Source organism: Sulfurimonas sp. (assembly GCF_028713515.1).
Lineage (GTDB): Bacteria > Campylobacterota > Campylobacteria > Campylobacterales > Sulfurimonadaceae > Sulfurimonas.
The window spans coordinates 118,043-137,283 of the sequence record NZ_JAQTOD010000004.1; the positions used below are offsets into that span (position 1 = coordinate 118,043).

The 19,241-nt window shown below is 34.7% G+C and carries 17 protein-coding genes; 9 read left to right on the top strand and 8 right to left on the bottom strand.

The features are described 5' to 3' along the window. The first annotated feature begins 11 nt into the window (after positions 1-11). The 3 genes from PHV22_RS09160 (at position 12) to PHV22_RS09170 (ending at position 4,174) form a co-directional block, all read left to right on the top strand. A complete protein-coding gene (locus PHV22_RS09160; RefSeq protein ID WP_295020496.1) occupies positions 12-860 on the top strand; it encodes a VWA domain-containing protein in 849 nt (282 codons plus the stop codon). Then, positions 857-2,644 (top strand): VWA domain-containing protein, encoded by a 1,788-nt coding sequence (locus PHV22_RS09165; protein WP_299947274.1) that lies wholly within the window; start codon positions 857-859, stop codon positions 2,642-2,644. The genes PHV22_RS09160 and PHV22_RS09165 overlap by 4 nt, the downstream gene beginning before the upstream one ends. Positions 2,645-2,755: 111 nt before the next feature. After that, complete coding sequence (locus PHV22_RS09170) at positions 2,756-4,174, top strand: BatD family protein (RefSeq protein ID WP_299947277.1); 1,419 nt, start codon at positions 2,756-2,758, stop codon at positions 4,172-4,174. Between the two features lie 184 nt (positions 4,175-4,358). Here PHV22_RS09170 and PHV22_RS09175 read toward each other — a convergent pair whose 3' ends face one another. After that, positions 4,359-5,351, bottom strand: coding sequence for a hypothetical protein (locus PHV22_RS09175; RefSeq protein WP_299947280.1), 993 nt, complete (start codon positions 5,349-5,351; stop codon positions 4,359-4,361). A 225-nt stretch (positions 5,352-5,576) separates the two neighbouring features. Continuing rightward, the gene (locus tag PHV22_RS09180; RefSeq protein WP_295020503.1) at positions 5,577-6,407 is read right to left on the bottom strand and encodes a prephenate dehydrogenase; all 831 of its coding nucleotides are present in this window, start codon (positions 6,405-6,407) and stop codon (positions 5,577-5,579) included. 100 nt (positions 6,408-6,507) lie between these two features. Here PHV22_RS09180 and bamA point away from each other — a divergent pair, with 100 nt between their 5' ends. After that, positions 6,508-8,763 (top strand): outer membrane protein assembly factor BamA, encoded by a 2,256-nt coding sequence (gene bamA / locus PHV22_RS09185; protein ID WP_299947284.1) that lies wholly within the window; start codon positions 6,508-6,510, stop codon positions 8,761-8,763. 44 nt (positions 8,764-8,807) lie between these two features. Here bamA and PHV22_RS09190 read toward each other — a convergent pair whose 3' ends face one another. The 6 genes from PHV22_RS09190 to plsY form a co-directional block, all read right to left on the bottom strand. Continuing rightward, on the bottom strand, positions 8,808-10,271 hold the full coding sequence (locus tag PHV22_RS09190) for a Ppx/GppA phosphatase family protein (protein ID WP_295020506.1): 1,464 nt from the start codon (positions 10,269-10,271) through the stop codon (positions 8,808-8,810). 2 nt (positions 10,272-10,273) lie between these two features. Continuing rightward, the gene (locus tag PHV22_RS09195) at positions 10,274-10,525 is read right to left on the bottom strand and encodes a YfhL family 4Fe-4S dicluster ferredoxin (RefSeq protein WP_295020507.1); all 252 of its coding nucleotides are present in this window, start codon (positions 10,523-10,525) and stop codon (positions 10,274-10,276) included. Positions 10,526-10,662: 137 nt separating this feature from the next. Continuing rightward, positions 10,663-11,973: a HAMP domain-containing sensor histidine kinase gene (locus PHV22_RS09200; protein ID WP_295020509.1), complete on the bottom strand. Its 1,311-nt coding sequence runs from the start codon at positions 11,971-11,973 to the stop codon at positions 10,663-10,665. 103 nt (positions 11,974-12,076) lie between these two features. After that, on the bottom strand, positions 12,077-12,751 hold the full coding sequence (hsrA, locus tag PHV22_RS09205) for a homeostatic response regulator transcription factor HsrA (RefSeq protein ID WP_295020510.1): 675 nt from the start codon (positions 12,749-12,751) through the stop codon (positions 12,077-12,079). Between the two features lie 101 nt (positions 12,752-12,852). Next, complete coding sequence (locus PHV22_RS09210; protein ID WP_295020511.1) at positions 12,853-13,182, bottom strand: dihydroneopterin aldolase; 330 nt, start codon at positions 13,180-13,182, stop codon at positions 12,853-12,855. Further along, on the bottom strand, positions 13,182-13,796 hold the full coding sequence (gene plsY, locus PHV22_RS09215; RefSeq protein WP_295020512.1) for a glycerol-3-phosphate 1-O-acyltransferase PlsY: 615 nt from the start codon (positions 13,794-13,796) through the stop codon (positions 13,182-13,184). The genes PHV22_RS09210 and plsY overlap by 1 nt, the downstream gene beginning before the upstream one ends. A gap of 118 nt (positions 13,797-13,914) precedes the next feature. Between plsY and nadA the strand changes: the two genes are divergently transcribed. The 5 genes from nadA to PHV22_RS09240 are packed head-to-tail and all read left to right on the top strand — an operon-like array spanning position 13,915 to position 19,152. After that, positions 13,915-14,925: a quinolinate synthase NadA gene (nadA, locus tag PHV22_RS09220; RefSeq protein WP_295020514.1), complete on the top strand. Its 1,011-nt coding sequence runs from the start codon at positions 13,915-13,917 to the stop codon at positions 14,923-14,925. Next, positions 14,922-15,737, top strand: coding sequence for a carboxylating nicotinate-nucleotide diphosphorylase (nadC, locus tag PHV22_RS09225; protein ID WP_295020515.1), 816 nt, complete (start codon positions 14,922-14,924; stop codon positions 15,735-15,737). Before nadA ends, nadC begins: the two co-directional genes overlap by 4 nt. Before the next feature lie 28 nt (positions 15,738-15,765). Then, positions 15,766-16,818 carry a flagellar biosynthesis protein FlhB gene (gene flhB, locus PHV22_RS09230; RefSeq protein WP_299947292.1) on the top strand — a complete coding sequence of 351 codons (1,053 nt, stop codon included), beginning with the start codon at positions 15,766-15,768 and terminating at the stop codon, positions 16,816-16,818. A 26-nt stretch (positions 16,819-16,844) separates the two neighbouring features. Further along, positions 16,845-17,798: a DHH family phosphoesterase gene (locus tag PHV22_RS09235; protein WP_295020518.1), complete on the top strand. Its 954-nt coding sequence runs from the start codon at positions 16,845-16,847 to the stop codon at positions 17,796-17,798. Beyond that, positions 17,785-19,152, top strand: a complete 1,368-nt coding sequence (locus PHV22_RS09240) for a M23 family metallopeptidase (RefSeq protein ID WP_295020520.1) — start codon at positions 17,785-17,787, stop codon at positions 19,150-19,152. The genes PHV22_RS09235 and PHV22_RS09240 overlap by 14 nt, the downstream gene beginning before the upstream one ends. The last annotated feature ends 89 nt before the right edge of the window (positions 19,153-19,241 follow it).

The window sequence follows — 19,241 nt, forward strand, 5'->3', positions numbered from 1 at the left end:
GATTCTGTAAGATGCGACTCTCGTCCATCTATTTTCCACACACGGCACAATTTTTAAAAAAAAGCCTATCATCTTCAAAACTAATGTTGTTTCTAAAATGGTTCGGTATTGTTATGCTCATTTTTACGCTAATGTCACCGGTAAAAGAGGAGCCATATACACTTGAGCCAAAAGATGGACACGAGATAGCTCTGATTTTAGATACTTCAGAATCTATGAGCGCCATGGGTTTTGACATAGCAAATATTGAATTTACGCGGTTTGATGTTGTGAAGGAGATAGTGAGTGATTTTATAAAAGAGAGAAAAAATGACAATATCGGACTCGTGGTTTTTGGAGAGTTCTCTTTTATCGCCTCCCCGCTAACTTATGATGAAAATATTTTAAACAAGATAGTTTCTCAGCTCTATATTGGCATAGCGGGAAAATATACTGCGTTAAATACAGCCATTGCCCAAGGGGTCGACCTCTTGAAGATGGGAAAATCAAAAAGCAAAGTCGCCATTTTGCTGACAGATGGATATAGCACAGAGGGAATCGATAAAATCCCACTAGATATCTCAATAGAGATGGCAAAAAAAGAGAGAGTTAAAATATACCCAATAGGGATTGGTGCGCCAAATGAGTATAACGCAGAGGTTTTAAAAAGAGTTGCTAAAGAGAGTGGAGGTGTCGCTTTTGGAGCAACAAACGCAGGGGAGCTAAGAGAGATATATAAAAAAATTGACGAGATTGAGAAATCAAAAATAAAAAATAGAGAATCTAAATACCTAACTTATTACTACCAATTACCTCTATTTTTATCATTTATCTCTTTGATGCTCTACATCTTTCTTAGAAACAAAAGAGGTTACGCATGAGCTTTTTGTACCCTGAGTTTTTATACTATATGCTTCCGGCACTTCTTCTTATGTTTGGACTCCTGCTTACTCAAAAAGAGTCACAGGAACACTTCTTTAGTAGAGATGTGATTGAGAAGCTAAGAGTTAGTTCAAACACGCTGACGCTAAAGGCTAGGAATGCGCTTTTTTTGATAATGGGCTTTTTTATGATTTTGGCATTAGCAAGACCCATTATAAGCGATGGTTTAGTTGATTTAAAAGCTAAAAGTAGCGATATTGTGGTCGCAATTGATATATCAGAAGATATGCTTGGAAGTGATGTTTATCCAAGCCGTCTAGAGTTAGCAAAACAAAAAGTGTTAACGATGCTAGGTTATGCCTCAGGAGAGCAGGTTGGTGTAATGGTGTTTGCAAAAAATGTCTATCTTGTCTCGCCTCTTAGCTCCGACATAAACGCTGTCTCTTTTTTACTAAAAGAGCTAGATACGACTTCAATAACGGAGCAGGGAACTGACTTCTTCTCTTTAATCGATGTTGTTGCAAAAGCTAAAAAAAGTGATGAGAAGAGAACGCTTTTTATCTTAAGTAGTGGTGGAGATAAAAAGGATTTCTCAAAAGAGATAGAGTTGGCTGAGAAAAATATGATAACTATTTTTGTTCTTGGTGTGGGCACCCAAAAAGGAACGCCGATTAAGCTTAAAGATGGGGCTTTGCTAAGGAGTGCGGGTGGGATGGTTATCTCAAAACTAAATGAAAATATCTCAGATTTGGCAACAAAAACAGGTGGAACATATATAAAATCAACAACGCCACCTGGTGATGTAAGGGCAATGTTAAGCGAGATAAAAAGAGTAACAAAAGCAAGAGAGCTAAAGAGCCAAAAGGTTCAAAAAAACATTGAGTTATTTTATATTCCAGTAGGCATTGCTCTTTTTTTACTGCTTGTGGCAACTAGCTCAATCAGAAGAAAAGAGGTAGCTGTTGCCCATATCTTGATGCTATCTCTACTTTTATCATCAACACCAGATCTGAATGCAGGGGTGCTTGATTTTTTAGATATAGGTAGAGCAAAGAGTGCCTATGAGCAAAAAGATTATAAAAATTCCGCAAAGCTTTATGAAAAATATGCCAAATTAAATCAAAATAGCGAGGCGTTTTACAATAGCGCAAATGGTTACTACAAGCAAAAAAGATACAAAGAGGCGATAGAAAACTATAAAAAAGCTTCGTTTGATTCGAAAACCAAGAGGGCTGATAATCTATCAAATCTAGGAAACGCTTATGTAAAAAGTGGAGCTCTAGAGATGTCGGTGCACGCTTATGAAGAGTCTCTTAAAAACAAAGAGGACAAAAATACCAGAGAGAACTTAGAGGCAGTAGAAAAACTTATCAAAAAGCAAAAAAATAGCTCTAATGATAAAAAAAGTAGTGAGAAAAATAGTGATTCAAAAAATAATAAAAACAGTGACAAAAAAAATAGCGATGATAAAAACAGTGATTTAAAAAATAGTAAAAAAGCAGATAAAAATAGTCTATCAAACAAAGATAATAAGCCAGAAGAAAAGGGTAGCAGCGGCAATGATTTAAAAAAGAGCAAGAACAACAATGATGATGTCAAAACACAAAGTAAAAAGCAAGAAGAGTTAGAAAAAAAGCAAAATAGTGTAAAAGAAGAAGATAAAACTTCTTCAACTAAATCGAACCAAAAATCAAAAATGATGAGTAATGATGAGCAAGAGAAGTGGATGCAAGAGGTAAACACAAGAAAAGGAAGTTATCTTTATAAGCTAAACGAGAACTAAAAAAGATGAGATAGATTTAGGCTTTATCTATGGAGAGATAAGGTTTTTAAGGTGATGTTAGTTTATAAATTTAAGATAGTATTTTACAGATAATCAATGCGGGAGAACTATTTGAGACATATTTTAAAGTTGATTTTTTTACTTGTTTTCACTTCAGGCATCATAAGCGCATCAGTAGTTGCAAAACTAGATAAAAGTAGTGTAGAACTTGGAGAAATGGCTTCTTACTCTCTTGAGATTTCAGGGGAAAATATTCAACGACCAGACATAAAAACGCTGTGTGGTTCAAGTATAGTTTCAAGTTCATCACAAACAAATATACGCGGCGTAAACGGTAAATTTAAAAAAAGTTATACACTGAGTTATGGCTTTGCGCCACAAAAAAGCTGCACGATTGAGCCAGTTGAAGTAGAGATTAATGGCAGAGTTGAGCGAAGTAATAGTGTTGCGGTAAAAGTAGGCGCAGTCACAAGAACCGATAACCATGACTTTACCCTGACGCTTAGTAGTGACAAAAAAGAGCTCTTTGTTGGAGAGACGCTTGAGCTAACGCTAACTTTAAAACAAAAACTAAACTCTCAAGCTATAGATAGCCAGTTTGTTCCACCAGAGTTAAAAGGATTTTGGGTAAAAAATGAACCAAAGCCACTAAAAAGTCAAGATGGAAACTATGAAATAACCAAACTTGTATATAAATTAGCGCCACAAAGAGAGGGAAAATTAACCATATCAAAAGCACAAATCAAGGTTGCCACAAAAGCAAATTCAGACGATGACTTTGGGTTTTTTGTGCAGGCTCTTAAGTGGAAAACATATCTCTCAAATGAGTTGGAGTTAAGCGTAAAACCACTACCAAGTAATGTGAGCTTAATAGGTAATTTTACTATAAAAGCCACTCCAAACAAAAAAGAAATGAATGCAGGTGAAGCTGTAAGTGTAAATGTGGAAGTCGTAGGAACTGGAAATTTAGAGGACATCAAGAGTTTTAAACCAACTATTGATGAAGTCAATATTTTTGATGAAAAAATAGCCATAGAGGGTGCGAAACTGACTCAAAATTTAACTTTTGTAGCCGATAAAGATTTTACAGTTCCAGCTTTTGTTCTAAAATATTTTGATACAAAAACAAAAAGTGTTAAAACCATCTCATCTGGCGAAATTCATATAAAAGTAAATGGTGCCAAGCCTAAAGAGGAGCTTGTTATAAAAAAAGCTTTAGATAAAGAGAATTTCATAAAGAGTGATATAGCTGTTGGACATGACAACACGACTCTTTTTATAGCCTTTTTTATTGGTTTGATTTTAGGTATTTTACTTATGTGGGTTAAGTTGCCAAAAATATTTAAGAGAGAGAAAAAGAGTTTTATTGATGAGCCAAAACAACTTTTAGTTAAGTTGCTTCCATATAAAGATAGTGATGAAGTTAGAGAGATTATGGATATTTTAGAGAATAATATTTATTCAAATGAGAAACAAAACATTGATAAAAAAAGAGTAAAAGAGATTTTAAAAAGATACAAAATAGAGTAAATACATTTTTGTATCGTGAGGCAGTTGTCAATCCAGTAAAAACTTTTTTTTAAGCGTAGAACAACCCATCAGTGGTAAAAGTAGAGTTAATTTTTAGAAAAATACTACGCCTTAATGCTGATATTAAAAATAAAGTCTCTGCAAGGCAGATATCAATCTTTCTTAATATTTACCACTCGTAAAATCAATATGCCAATGGGGCAGCTTCGGCAGCAGGAACAGTAACTTCAGAATCATTATATGCTGGCGCTGCAGGTTCTGGAGTAGGTATAGCGACATTATAATCTATTTCTGGAGTAGCTTCTGGAGTAGGCACCGTATCTCCACCAGCAGTTTGTGCGGCTGTATATGAAGAGTACACATCCGACACAGCATCAAAATTTGTTTCACTCTCAACAGTTTTGTTTATTCCCCAGCCAATGAGCAGAGCAATAGCTATGGCAAATCCAATAATTCCAATTAAAAGTTTTTTATCAGTAGCATCATATTCATCGGTTTCAGCGCTTGCAGATCTTGTGTTTTTTTCAATACGCAGTAAAACTAAAATCATTACAAACAGAGCAAAGATGACAATACCAGATCCAACCGCTTGATACCCAACCGTTTTATTAGCTTGAGCAGAAAGATTTTTTTGCTTAGCTAAAACTTGTTCATGATTATGTTTGCTTTTAAATAGTGAGAAATAGACATCAATGCTATCAAGAAACTTATCTTTAGGGAATGATTTTGAAAGTTCCCTTAGTCTTGTTAAAACTATTAGTTCTGTATCATAATCATAATCAGTAATATTGCTCAAAATTATCTCAGTTAATTGCTCAACTTGTTGCTTGTAATTTGGAGTATCAAGCCTTATATCTCTTGATGCAAGTCCATCTTTGGCAATTGATTTTGCAATTGATTTAAGTTTGGCTGTTTTAGGGTCCACATAAGGAACTTCAATAGGACTGCTTACTTCGTTCGTAGCTGTAGTGGCACTAGTTTGTATAACAGGCTTCAGTACGCTCTCTATCTCTTCTTTTTTAACTTGCACATTTTTTGGCTTTGCTTCTATTGAGCCACTGATTGATGCATAAAGACCCGCAATGGTTGCAATTAATGCCATAAAGGCGACAAAAAAAGTGATTGTACGAACTATGCGAAAGAAAAATTTCTTCTCAATCCTCTCTAATAATGTCACATGACGCTCCGTATTTAAATTTGTAACATCATACATTTATATTACACAGAAAGGGTTAAAGTTTAAAATATTAAGTGAGAGAGTTATTTGTAATTGTTTGTTGCTTTAATATCACTATTAATAACCAAAGGATGTTCTTGGGAATCTGAATCAAATCATTGATTGTTAGCTAAATGAGCGCATTTTGGAATAAAAATAATAAGGTAACTTACCTAATAGATTATTTTAATCTAAAATATCATGAAGTCTATTTCCGCCCTCTAAGTTTTTATGCAGGCTCTCCCAATTATCTTCTTCTATGTTTTTTTTCAAAAGAGTTAGTTCAGCTTCAAAAAGCTCAATCGCTTCAAGCAGGTTTGATTTGTTTTGTCTAAAAATATCTTCCCACATATTTGCAGAACTTTTTGCAAGACGACTCATAGAGCGAAATCCACCAGCTGCAAGAGCCAATATGTCGGTTTTGTTCTCCTGATTCATAACTGTATTTGCGAGAGAGTATGAGATGGCGTGAGGCATATGAGATATAAAAGCAGCATGACGATCATGTTTATCTGCTCTCATAAAGTGTTTTCTCATCCCCAGCTCTTTAAATATTTTTTTGGCAACAGCTGCTTGTGATTTTCCACTATCTTCTAGGTCACATAACACAACAACTTTATCATAATAAAGCCCTTCTATCGCAGCATATGGGCCAAAGTTCTCAGTTCCAGTCATGGGATGTGCTGCTACGAAATTTTTTCTTATAAGCGGTGGCACAGAGGCAATTATCTTCTCTTTTGTGCTGCCTAAATCTATGATGGTTGTATCCTCTGAGACACTTGTTAGGTTTTTTAGTGCCTCAACAACACCATCAACTGGAACGGCGAGAAAAATTACATCATACTCTTTGATTTCACTAAATTCTACTATTTTATCAACTAAGCCGAGCTTGATTGCATCTTCTTGATGTGTCTTGTTGTGATCATTTCCAACAATATTTTTAATAAAATCTAATTTTTTTAGACTAAGGGCAAGTGACCCACCCATTAGTCCAAGCCCAACTATTGCGATATTCATATCTGTTCTCTACTTTAATTTTTAAAATTAGAGTGATTTTACTATAGATTAACCCCATAAAAGGTAAAATTATCACTTATTTTACACTTATGGAAAACTAATGAGATTTTTTTTAGCAATGCTCTTCACACTACTAACAACAAGCGCTTTTTCACACACAATTAAATCTATAAAATATGATGGCATGGTGAATATGTCAGAGTCAGTCGCACTAAGAATGCTAAAGTTTGATGTCAATGATAATATCAGCGATGAGATGATAGATGCGTCCATAAGAGCATACTATGCCCAAGGTTACTTTGATGACATTTGGGTAGAGCTCAAAGATGAGCAGCTGATATATCACTTTAAAGAGAAGCTCCATATCTCAAAGATAGAGTTAAAAGGATGGAAAGAGAGTGATACTGAAGTTAAAGATAGTGTAATCCAGATAAAGGTCGGTGCTTTATATGATGAGAAGAAGCTAGAAGCTGCAAAAAAAAGGATAATAGACGCTATCAACCAAGAGGGTAAAATAGATAGCGTTGTTGAGATACAAAAAGAATTTCTCGATAATGGAAGCATTAAGGTTACTTTTGTTGTAAATGAAGGCAGAGAGATAGTGATAGAGAGTTTAAAATTTAGTGGATTATCTGGGCTTAAAAGTAGCGCGTTTAATGATGTTGTTGCAAATAAAGAGCATCAATTTATGGGTTGGCTCTGGGGACGAAATGATGGGAAAATGAAAGTTGCTGATTTGGCATATGATCATCTTAGGATTCGTGATATTTATATGCAGCATGGTTATTTGGATATAGATGTAAAGGAGCCTTTTGTAAATGTTAACTTTGATAGTTATCTAGCTGATATGAGTTATCAGTTAGAAGAGGGTGATGTGTATACTATAAGTGCAATCACGATTGAGCAGGAAAAACATGTTATTGATGATGCGATTATAAGAGAAGAGATAAAAATGATGGTTGGCAAACCATTTAATGTTCAGACATTTAGAGAAGATTCACAGAGGATAAAAACTCTTATTGCAGATCTTAGTTACGCATTTGTTCAGGTTGTTCCGGATCTTAAAAAGAACAAAGAGAAGCAGACGGTAGAAGTAGTTGTAAAAATTATGCCAGGAAACAAAGTAAAAATAAGAGATGTTATAATCTCTGGAAACAACAGAACACTTGATAGAATCATCAGAAGAGAGCTTTTTCTAGGGCCTGGAGATATGTATTCGTTAACTGACTTAACAGATTCAAGAAGCGCTCTTGGACGACTTGGTTTTTTTGATGGGAATACCATTGAAGAAAAAAGAGTTGACAATGAGTCTATGGATCTAATCGTTAAGGTTAAAGAAGCTCCAACGGGAAATATACAGATTGGCGGTGGATATGGAAGTTATGGTGGACTCTTAGTTAGTCTTGCTGTGAATGATAGAAATGTTTGGGGTTCAGGGATAAATGTAGGAGTTAAGGCTGAGAAATCAAGTAAAACTAAAAGTTACTCATTTGATATCTCAAATCCAAGATTAAATGATACTGACTTTAGTGGTAACTTCTCTATTTTCACATCAGATTTTACATATAATGATTATAGTGTACTCTCGGATGGAGTAGGACTTGGAGTTGGACATAGATTTACGAGATATATAAGTGGATATTTGGGATATGGATTTTCACAAAATAGCTATAAATACGACGAAAACTCAACTATAACAAGCACAAATCAACTGCAAGATTATACAAAAAGTGCCGTAACTGTTAGTATGAATTTTGATAATACGGATGATTTTTATCTCCCTAGAAAAGGATTTACTTTTAATCAGAGTTTTGAAAAAGCAGGCGTTGGAGCAGATGCTGATTATCTAAAGAGCAGAACGACATTTGGAGCTTTTAAGGGGCTTGATGAGTATATAGGCGCCGATATTATCGCTAGATACAAAGCAAGGCTTAGCTATGCAAAAGAGATGGGCTTTTTACCACTCTCCGAGAGATTTTATATGGGTGGTATAAAAAGTGTTAGAGGTTATGAATCATACTCTCTGTCGCCGACAGTAAAAGATGTTAATGCAACCGATGGAATAAGAAGAGTTGGTGGAGAGTTAACCGCTTCAAATAGCTTTGAGCTAAGTTTTCCATTGGTTCCAAAGGCAAAGATGCGTATAGTTACATTTCTTGATTATGGCTATATAGGATCATCATCAGATACATACAAAGATCTTGATACAAATAGTATAGTTCGCGGCGGATATGGTGCTGGATTAGAGTGGTTCTCTCCGGTTGGACCAATCCAGCTTATGTTTGCAAGGCCTTTAGGTCAAAAAGAGGGCGACAAAACTGCAGTATTTGAGTTTACTATGGGGCAGAGATTTTAAAGAATCTTCAGCTCTCTTGCAGTCCTAAATTAACTTCCGCAAAATTATAAAAATTTTATAGAAAAATATTCTTGCTCATAAAGAGCTTTTACGCCATCTCTAGCTAAATACATTGATTTTTTTGATGTAACTAGCAACTTTCTATTAGAAAAAGATAGTTCAAAGTCTATATTACGAGGTCTATGAGCAAGAAGTGCTATGCTTAGTGATAGTATATAGTTAAGTGTATTTAGTGTTTTTACATCTGGCAAAAGAGGTTTAAATTCATTGATATGTGATGATGATGGAAGTTTTCGTTTTGCATACTTCACAAGCGTTGAGATTAGTGTAATTTGTTTATGAGTAAATCCAAATTCCAATGTGTCTTGAATAAGGTTATATCCATGTTTGCTACTAGAGTAAAAATGAATAGTGCTACCACAGAAAAGTAGTTTTGCAGCAGTTGAGAGTTCATATCTATATTTTTTATCAATACCAAGTTCGCAGTGTGTTATATCAAATATCTCTTTAGCAACTTTTGCTAATTGGTTTGAGTGGTTAAGATTTTCTGTATGTAGATCTAGAATATTTCTGAGTGAAACATTATAATTTCTTGGAAATCTATCATTTGAGTTTCTGAGTAGATCACAGAGATATACCCCCTCTCTAACTCCAACACCACTAGTAACTAGCTCTTTGATTTTAAATCTTTTTAAAACTCTTAAAAGTATCAGTGCACCTGGTTTAATGATGTCAAATCTACTCTCTTTGATTCCTAATTTTTTTAGGTTACCATTATTGGAGTCTAATATTTTATAAAGAATAGATGAGAAATCATCATAAGCTGGTTCGTACGCATGAAGTTTATCAAGTGGATAGCCACTGTTTTTAAGTATTGCATTTGCAATTGCTCTGAATGTCCCACCAATTCCTATCATTGTAGAGGGATTTAGGGCATCTAGTTTGTCTAGCTCAGAGTCTATATATATATTTGCGCTCTCTATCTCATTGGAGTCAAAAAACAGCTCTTTTAGTCTTACTGTTCCAAGGTCTAATGAGATTGTTGATGAGATATCTTGCTTATTAATAATGGCGAATTCAGTAGAGCCACCACCAATATCAATACTTATGGCGTTATTTTGTTCAGGGAGTAGATTTGCACATGCAATAGCACCAAGATAAGCCTCTCTTTGTCCATTTATAACTTTTATATTTATACCAAGTGAGTTTCTAATTTTATTGATGAAAACTGCTTTGTTTGGAGCATCTCTTAGAGCAGAAGTTGCAACGCATAGAACTTTTCTAGCTTTAAATGAGTCAATAATTGTTGTAAAATCTGCTAGAGCATCATAAGCTCTTTGCATTGCAGGTTCTTGAAGATTACCACCATTTTTATAGGCGTTTTGCGATAATCTAACGCCACTTTTTGCTTCGTGAAGTATATGAAAAGAAAAACGAGAGCTCTTCTCATAAACAACCATTCTTACAGAGTTAGAGCCTATATCTATTACGGCTACTCGTTTTGCCAATTTTAATCTTCTTCTTGAATAGTCTTATATTTTAATTGAAGTTCGGCAATTGATTCAACATTATCTTTATCTGGCACTATACAATCAACAGGACAAACAGATATGCAGGCCGGTTCATCATAAACACTAACGCACTCAGTACAGCGATCTGGATCTATAAAATATATTGGATCACCCTCTTCAATTGCCATTGTAGGACACTCTTCACGACAAGCGTCACACGCTATACATTCATCATTTATAATCAAAGCCATTAAAAAACCTTATAATTTATTATGCCAAGCAGAGCTTCACATTGGGGTGCCGATTTATATCGAAATAAAGCTTTATTATTTTTGAAATTATAGATTATATCAAGAGGAGGCCACTATTACTATGTTGCTTTGGATAATTAACTAGATTTAGTAGCTGTTGGTAAGATACATGATAGTTTTGAATTTAAGTTTAGTGAAGCGACTACGCCACTCACACCATCTGTTCTATTTTTTATACTCATATTTGCCCCAAGTGCATCTGCTGCACTTTTTGCTAAAAATAGACCAAGTCCAACTCCTGGCTTATTTCCTTGTCTCTTAAATGGAGCAAAAAAGTCAACACTCTCATCAATTCCACACCCCTCATCAATAACTTCAATAAGCAGACCATAGCTATTTTGTGAACTTCTGAGTATTACAGTTTTATTCTGAGGTGTAAATTTAAGAGCATTCTGTAGAAAATTTTGTACTATTTGATTTAAGAGTCCAACTTGAAGTATTGCCATAAATCCACTCGGCTCAAAGCTTATATCTAGAGTTTTGCCTTCGCTCTCGGCAAGAAGCTTGAAATCATTTGCTTTTTTGCTCAGTACAGCAATAACATCTACTTCGGTAGGTTTTTCAAGCTGAGCTCCCTCTTGTCTGCCAATATTTAGAATATTTGAGACAACAATATTCATCTCGTCAATAGTTTTGTTTGTAATATTTAGTGCCTCTATATACTCTTCAGCAGAGCGTTTTTTTATGAGAGTTACTTGATTTTTCAGTTTTATAACAGCAAGGGGAGTTTTTAGTTCATGAGCCGTTCCAATAAAAAGCTCTTTTTGATACTTAACAAAATTTTGAATTCTGGCAATAAGATGGTTTATAGTCTCTCCAAGAGGTTCAAACTCTTCTGGTAACTCCTCGATAATTATTGGATTCATAAGATGTTCATTCATGTTTGAGAGTTTTCTACTGAGCGTTTTAACCGGAGAGACTAGCATTTTTGATAGGCCTATCGCGTAAATTATAACGAGAAGAAATCCTGCAATATTTATAATAAAGATATAGTGACGAATTTTGTTAAGCAACAGCTTGGAAATTGTTATCTCTTTTGTTATTTTCAGATAACTAAATTCATTTAAATCAAACGGATAGACAATTGTAAGGTATGTTTTTTGGTCTTTGCTGCTCTCATAAAAGTCATCGCTCTGTTTAATCCTTTTAAGATGAACAACTTCTACACTAACCCCAAGATATATATCTGGAGATATTGCATCTTGCCCATAGAGAGACTCATTGTTTGCGATATTTTCTGCATAAGATAGTAGTTCTTCATGCTTCTCTTCTAATATGGAGCGCTCTATATAAAAATATAAAAGTGAGGAGAATATAAATATTAATGAAGCAGATGCAAAGATAAGTTGAATTAGAAAACTTCGTCTGATACTTCTTCTTGAGAGCATTTATACAACCATTTTTATAGATGGCTGTATTATAGCTAAGATTTTTATTTTTTAATATTGCTCCAAATAGATTTTGGAGCTTATAAGTGGGTATTTTTGAGGATTAATTAATTTCTTTAGGGAAGCAAAAACGGTAACCACGACGGCGAACAGTCTCTATTGTAGTAATTCCTAGTGGTTTGTCCATTTTTTGTCTTATCTGGTTGATTGCAACTTCAATAACATTTGGAGTAACTAGTTCTGGCTCTTCCCAGATTGCATCAAGAAGTTGTTCTTTAGAAACAATTTGATCGCGGTGTCTAGCTAGGTGAGTAAGAACCTCAAAAGGCTTACCTTTTAACTCTATATCTTGCTCTTTGTATGTAATTTTTTCCTCTTCAGGATTGATGATTAAGTCATCAATTACAATAATGTTACTTCCGCCAAAACGAAGACGAGCCTCGATTCTAGCTAGAAGAACATTAAAATCGAAAGGTTTTCTTATATAGTCATCCGCACCACTCTTTAGTGCTTCAATTTCACTCTCATTATCGTCTCTTGCAGATAAAACAACTACAACAGTTTTTGGAGTCTTGGATTTAATATCACCAATTATATCGATACTATTTCCATCTGGAAGCATCCAATCCATTAAAACTAAGTCGTAATTTCTGATATCTAAGTAGTACTCTCCATCTTTTAGAGTCTCTACTACATCACTTTGGTAGCCATATTCTTTAAGCCCCTCAGCAAGCATTTTGTTTAATGTAACTTCATCTTCTATAATAAGAATGCGCATTGATTGTGTCCTATAAGTGAATATTTTGGCGGAATCATATCATAATTTTAGGTTAATTTAAAGTAAGTTTCAATTTTTTTTAATAAATCTTTAACATAGGATTAAGAATTAGAACTGTATTTATTGCTCACACTAACAAGACAATCTGCTAAAATGGAGGGTTTTGTGATTTTTAGATCTATTTTTTTTATTGACTTAAATCTCTCTCTTAATTTTTTGTTTATACTATTAAGTGCATCTTCTATTAGCAGAAATTTGCTCTCAATCATCTCTGTTTTTATGAGATCAACAATCTCCACATAGTTTAAAAATTTCTTTTTATATTTGTAGTCAATGATTGCAGTTACTATAACGGCTTGAGGTGCAGTTCTTTCGAAGTCTAAAATCCCAATAATTGTTTGAAATTTTAGCTCTTCAATATGTATAGTCATCAGACAACTTTTGCTTCTTCGCCTTGAAATAGACGGATAAGGTTTGGTATATGTTTATAAAAAATGATAAAAGCGATGATGAGCAGAGGAGCGTGAGCCATCTCTGGATGGATAAAATAACTAGCAACAACAAGTGCGAGCAGAGCCGTTAGTGAAGAGAGTGAAGATACTTTTATGACTTTTGCGCCAACTGCCCAAACTACTAGTGCTATAAGTGTCTCAATTGGTAGCATAAACATGACAACGCCCATTCCAGTAGCAACGCCTTTTCCACCTTCAAAATTTAGATAAACAGAGAAGCAGTGACCAATCACGGCAATTACCGCTATGCCCCAAAGTGTAGCTTCGCTAACGCCCATAAAATAAGCAACTATCATAACGACTACGCCTTTGATGGCATCTAAAAATAGAGTCGCAATTCCAAGTTTCTTTGCAAGTGATGGGTCCGTCTCTTTTACAACTCTGAGCACATTTGTCGCACCAATGCTCTTTGAGCCACTCTTTAGGATGTCTAAACCTGCGAATTTTTTAGCTAAAAACAGACCAAAAGGAATCCCTCCAACTAAATAAGCTGCTATAAAAAATTGTATATTTGTGTTAAATAAAAAATCCATATATTCTCCTGTTAAAATCTGCGCAATTCTACTAAATATATATTAATAGTTGTATAAATGACACTTTGAATTTGGTATAAAATTAACTCTATTTGGTATAATTGCCACATTATAATAAATGAGGTTTCTTTTGCAGCTTACAAACGAAGAGTTAAAAATTAAAATTAATGAGTATAAGAAAAAGTTAGATGTAGCCGTTGTTGCACATTTTTATCAAAGAGATGAAGTCTTTGAAATGGCAGATATTACTGGTGATTCGCTTGAATTAGCAATCAGAACAATAGATAGTAAGGCAAAATTTGTTGTTTTTTGTGGAGTTGGTTTTATGGGACAGAGTGTAAAGGTTCTCTCTCCACATAAAAGAGTTGTTATGCCAAAGGCTGCATGCTGCGCGATGGCTAGTATGATTGACGGTATGCAATTTGATGTATCTGTTAAAGCACTAAATGATAGTGGCATATCAAATGAAAATATTTTACCAATTACCTATATAAATTCCAATGCAGAAGTAAAAGCAAAAGTTGGAATGATGGGCGGTATGGTTTGCACAAGTTCAAACGCTAAAAAAATCATAACAACTGCGCTTAAAGAGGGAAAAAAGATTCTTTTTGTTCCAGATAGATGTTTGGGTCAAAATATTGCAAACCAGATGGGACTCAAATCGGCTGTTCTTGGAGATGGTACAAATATAGCCGATGCTGATATTATCTGTTTTAACGGTTTTTGTTCTGTTCACCAGCTTTTCTCAGTGGATGATATAAAGTTTTACCGCAAAAAATATCCAGGTATTTTGATAGCTGTTCATCCGGAGTGTGATCCTGCCATCTGTGACGCATCTGATTTTGTTGGTTCAACATCTCAGCTTATAAAGTATATAACGGAGTTGCCAGAAGACCAAAAAGTAGCCGTTGGAACAGAGTTTAACATGGTAAATCGCCTTCGTGCTAAAAATACCTATGTACTCTCTTCAACAAAACCAGAGTGTCCTACTATGAATGAGACAACACTAAGAGATGTTTACGATATTTTAAAGTCGATAGATGAGGGTGAGCCACTCAATGAAATACTAGTTGATGAAAATACTCAAAAATGGGCAAAAATTGCGCTAGATAGAATGTTGGCGTTATGATAGAAGAGTTTGTAAAAGAGAGCCTCTCTCAAGATGTGGGACGAGGTGATTTATACGCTTTGGTTGAGCCAAGTGTTTATTCAACTGCTAAGATAATTGCTAAAAGTAGTGGCATTGTCGCTGGTGTAAGATATATAGAGGTTTTAGCAAAACTAGAAAACTTTGAAATTATATGGAATAAAAAAGATTCGCAGGAGTTTGTTGAAGGAGATATTTTAGCGACTTTAAGCGGAGCTTCGCATGTTCTTTTAAAGATAGAGAGAACACTACTAAATATGCTCCTTCATGCAAGCTCAATTGCGACTCTGACTAAAAAGTATGTAGATATTGTAGAGCCTTATGATGTTAAACTTTTAGACACAAGAAAAACAAGACCGCTTCTTAGAGTTTTTGAAAAGTACGCGTCAAGATGTGGCGGTGCAGTAAATCATAGGATGGGTTTAGATGACTCACTTATGATAAAAGATACGCATCTAAAAACCATAAAAAACCTCAAAAACTACATAGAAAGAGCAAGAAAAGTTATACCATTTACATCAAAGATAGAGGTAGAAGTGGAGAGTTTTGAGATGGCAAAAGAGGCTCTTTTGGGTGGAGCTGATATTGTTATGTGTGATAATATGACGCCAGAAAAGATTGTTGAAATTGTCAAATATAGAGATGAAAATTTCCCTCACATACTACTAGAGGCAAGTGGAAATATATCGCTTGAAACAATTGAGTCTTATGCAAAAACTGGCGTCGATGCAATAAGTAGCGGTTCAATGATACATCAAGCTAACTGGATTGATATCTCTATGAAGATCGATTGATTTTTATGTTTTCTTCTAGGAGAGATTAATGGCAGATGATGCTGAAAAAACAGAAGAACCCAGTGAAAAAAAGATAGAAGATGCCAGAGAGGAGGGGAATGTTCCCAAATCTCAGGATGCTTCGGGGGTTATTGCTCTTTTTGTTGCTCTTTTAGCCTTTTTGATGCTTTTTCCATTTATGAGAGAGCATACCATCCTTCTTACAAAATACTATTTTTCACTTATTGGAACAGATATAGATAGGGCTTTGGTGATTGATATAGCTATTGTCACCGTACGAGAGTTTCTCTTGATTGTTATGCCTTTAGCTGTTGCTGTTGCTGTTGCTGGAGTCTTTGCGGCTATTGCTCAATTTGGGTTTTTGTTCACAACGAAGGCGATTATGCCAGATCTTAATAAGCTTGATCCAATTAAAGGGATAAAAAATCTTTTTTCTGTTAAGAAGGCTATAGAAAGTATAAAGATAACTTTCAAATCTTTTACAACGCTCGGTGTTGGCTTTATGCTTTTTTTTATGTTTATTATGGAACTCCCAACTGTTGCTCTTTTTGGGCTTGATGATCAGCTTGATTGGCTTGAGAAAAAAATGCTAATTATTGCATTTGTTATGCTGTTGATAATTTTTGTTTTTGCGGTTATTGATGTAATAATTGTTAGAAAGCAGTATTTTGACGGGCTGAAGATGAGTAAGCAAGAGATTAAAGATGAGATGAAAAATATGGATGGAGATCCTCACATCAAGGCAAAAATCCGGCAAATCCAGATGCAAGCTTCAAAAAAAAGAATGATGGCGGCAGTTCCAACTGCTGATGTTGTTATTACAAATCCAACTCACTATGCTGTAGCCATAAAGTATGATGAAGAGAGGGCACATGCACCGATTGTGGTTGCAAAAGGTATGGATAACATCGCTCAACAGATAAAGAAAGTTGCCAGAGAAAATGGAGTGCATGTTGTCCAAAATCCACCGCTTGCAAGGAGTTTGTATGCCCAAGTTGAGTTAGATAGACCAATACCAAACGAACTATTTGCGGCAGTAGCAGAAGTGTTAGCTTATGTTTATAAGATGAATAAAAAATAGTATATAATCACAAAAAAAGATACAATTTGAATGAAATAGTAAATAAAATAGAAAATGCAAAACATATTGTGGTGATATCACATATTGCTCCAGATGCAGATTCTATCTCTTCTGCAAGCGCTATGTATACATTTATTTTACAAAAACATAAGAAAGTTTCATGGTTTTGCAAGAGTAAAAATATAGATAGAAGATTCTCATTTATTCCTTGGATAGAAAATATCAGAGACAGCTTTCCAGCTTCAGCAGATTTAGCGATTTCTTTGGATTGTGGTGATAAAAATAGACTTGGTTTTGAGCCTCATTGCGAGTTAATAAATATTGATCATCACGAGAGTAATACCAATTTTGCAACACTAAATCTGGTTGATAAGAGTGCGATTAGCACAACGGAAGTTTTGTTTAATTTTTTTAAACAAAATGAGATTAAGATAAACAAAAAAATGGCAACTTCTTTGTATGCTGGGCTTTTGGATGATTCTGATGGTTTTTTGCACGAGAGCGTTGATGGTACGACTTTTGCTGTGGCTTTAGAGTTAATAGCCAGCGGAGCCGAACTAAAAACTTGCAACAAGCAGATTATGAAAAATAGTTCGCTATCTGCTCTAAGATTAAAAGGTTTAATGTTTAGAGAGATGAGTCTAGAGTTTGATGCAAGGGTTGCTGTTTTTTGTGTAAGCAAGGAAGATATTACCTCTTGCAAAGCAGAGCTAAGGGATTGCGAGGGCGCCTTAGAGGAGTCTTTACATCTTCATTATGTAGAGATTGCACTACTTGTAAGAGAAAATAGTGACTCTACTCTCAAATGCTCTATTCGCTCGTGTTCGTCTTTTGATTCATTAAAAATAGCGCAAATATTTGATGGTGGCGGGCATAAAAGTAGGGCTGGGTTTAGTTTGGGCTCTGAATTTACAATTGAGCAGGCAAAAGAGAAAATTTTAAATTTAATTAAGAAGGATATTCAGTTTGAGAAAAGATAAAAATATATCATCAATAGGTTTTATAATTTTGCTTGTGGTGCTAATTAGTGCGGTTGTTTATGTTTATACATCCTCAATGTTTGAAAGAGAAGCACCTAAAGTAGCTATGACGAATAATGGCTATTGGAACTTAAGAGAACCATTGGAAATCTCTATTGATGATGTTAGCGGAATGAAGTCTTACAGAGTTGTTTTAAGAACTACCAATGACGATATAGAGCTATTTCACGAACAATTTTTAGCCCCACAAAAATCTATAAAAATAAAAGTTGTAGCACCAAAGAGCGCATATTCTCTTGGAAACAAAGATGTTAAAATCATAGTAGAAGCAGTTGATGTAAGTAAATGGAATTTTTTTAATGGAAACAGAGCTACGGTCGAGTATGCTCTTAGGGTAGACAAAAGCAGACCAGAGCTACTAAATATAACGAATTCATACAAAATTAACAGAGGCGGTTCCGCTCTTGTTATTTTTAAAGCAAAAGATGAAAACTTAAAAAATATGTATATTGAAATAAGCTCTGGGAAAAAATTTATACCGCAACCGTTTTATAAAGATGGATACTATATCTCTTTGATTGCTTGGCCTATCACCGATGAGCACTTTAGAGCAACTATTGTAGTTGAAGATCATGCAAAAAACATCTCAAAAGTCCAAGTTCCATTGTATGTAGTAGATAAAGCGTATGATTTGTCAAATATAAAGTTGGAAGATAATTTTTTAAAGGGCAAGATTCTTGAACTTGCAGAGCAGTTTGATGAAACCCAAGGTGTAACTGATTCGATTGAGCAATTTAAACTGATAAATGAAACAGTAAGAGCGAAAAATGAGAAATTGATTCATACAATAACATCAAAAGTCTCAAACAAAATGATAAGTGACTTTAAAGTAGAGCCAATGTATCCACTTAAAAATGGAGCAGTAGTAGCAAAATATGGAGATCATAGAAAATATTATTACAATGATGTGTTTGTAAGTGAAGCATATCATATGGGACTTGATTTAGCCAGTAATGCTTTTGCTGACATAAAGACGCAAAATGGTGGAGAGATTGTTTTTTCTGATAATAATGGATTGTATGGAAATATGCCAATTGTTGATCATGGCTTAGGTTTATATACTCTTTATGGCCACTGCTCAAGCGTGAAGGTAAAAATTGGAGATAGTGTTAAGTATGATGATGTTTTAGCAATCACAGGTAAAAGCGGATATGCTATGGGTGATCATCTACATTTTGGTGTTCTTGTTCAAGGAATCGAGGTTCGTCCTGCTGAGTGGATGGATGAGTCTTGGATGAAATTAAATCTTTATGATGTTATAAAAAATGCAAAAGAGATGATAGATAGTAAGTAATTTATGTTATTTCAAGCCTCACAATTCTCGAAAAACTCGTTTTTTGTAGCTTTAGTGGGATGGAAGGGACGAGGAGTCCCTCCCACTAA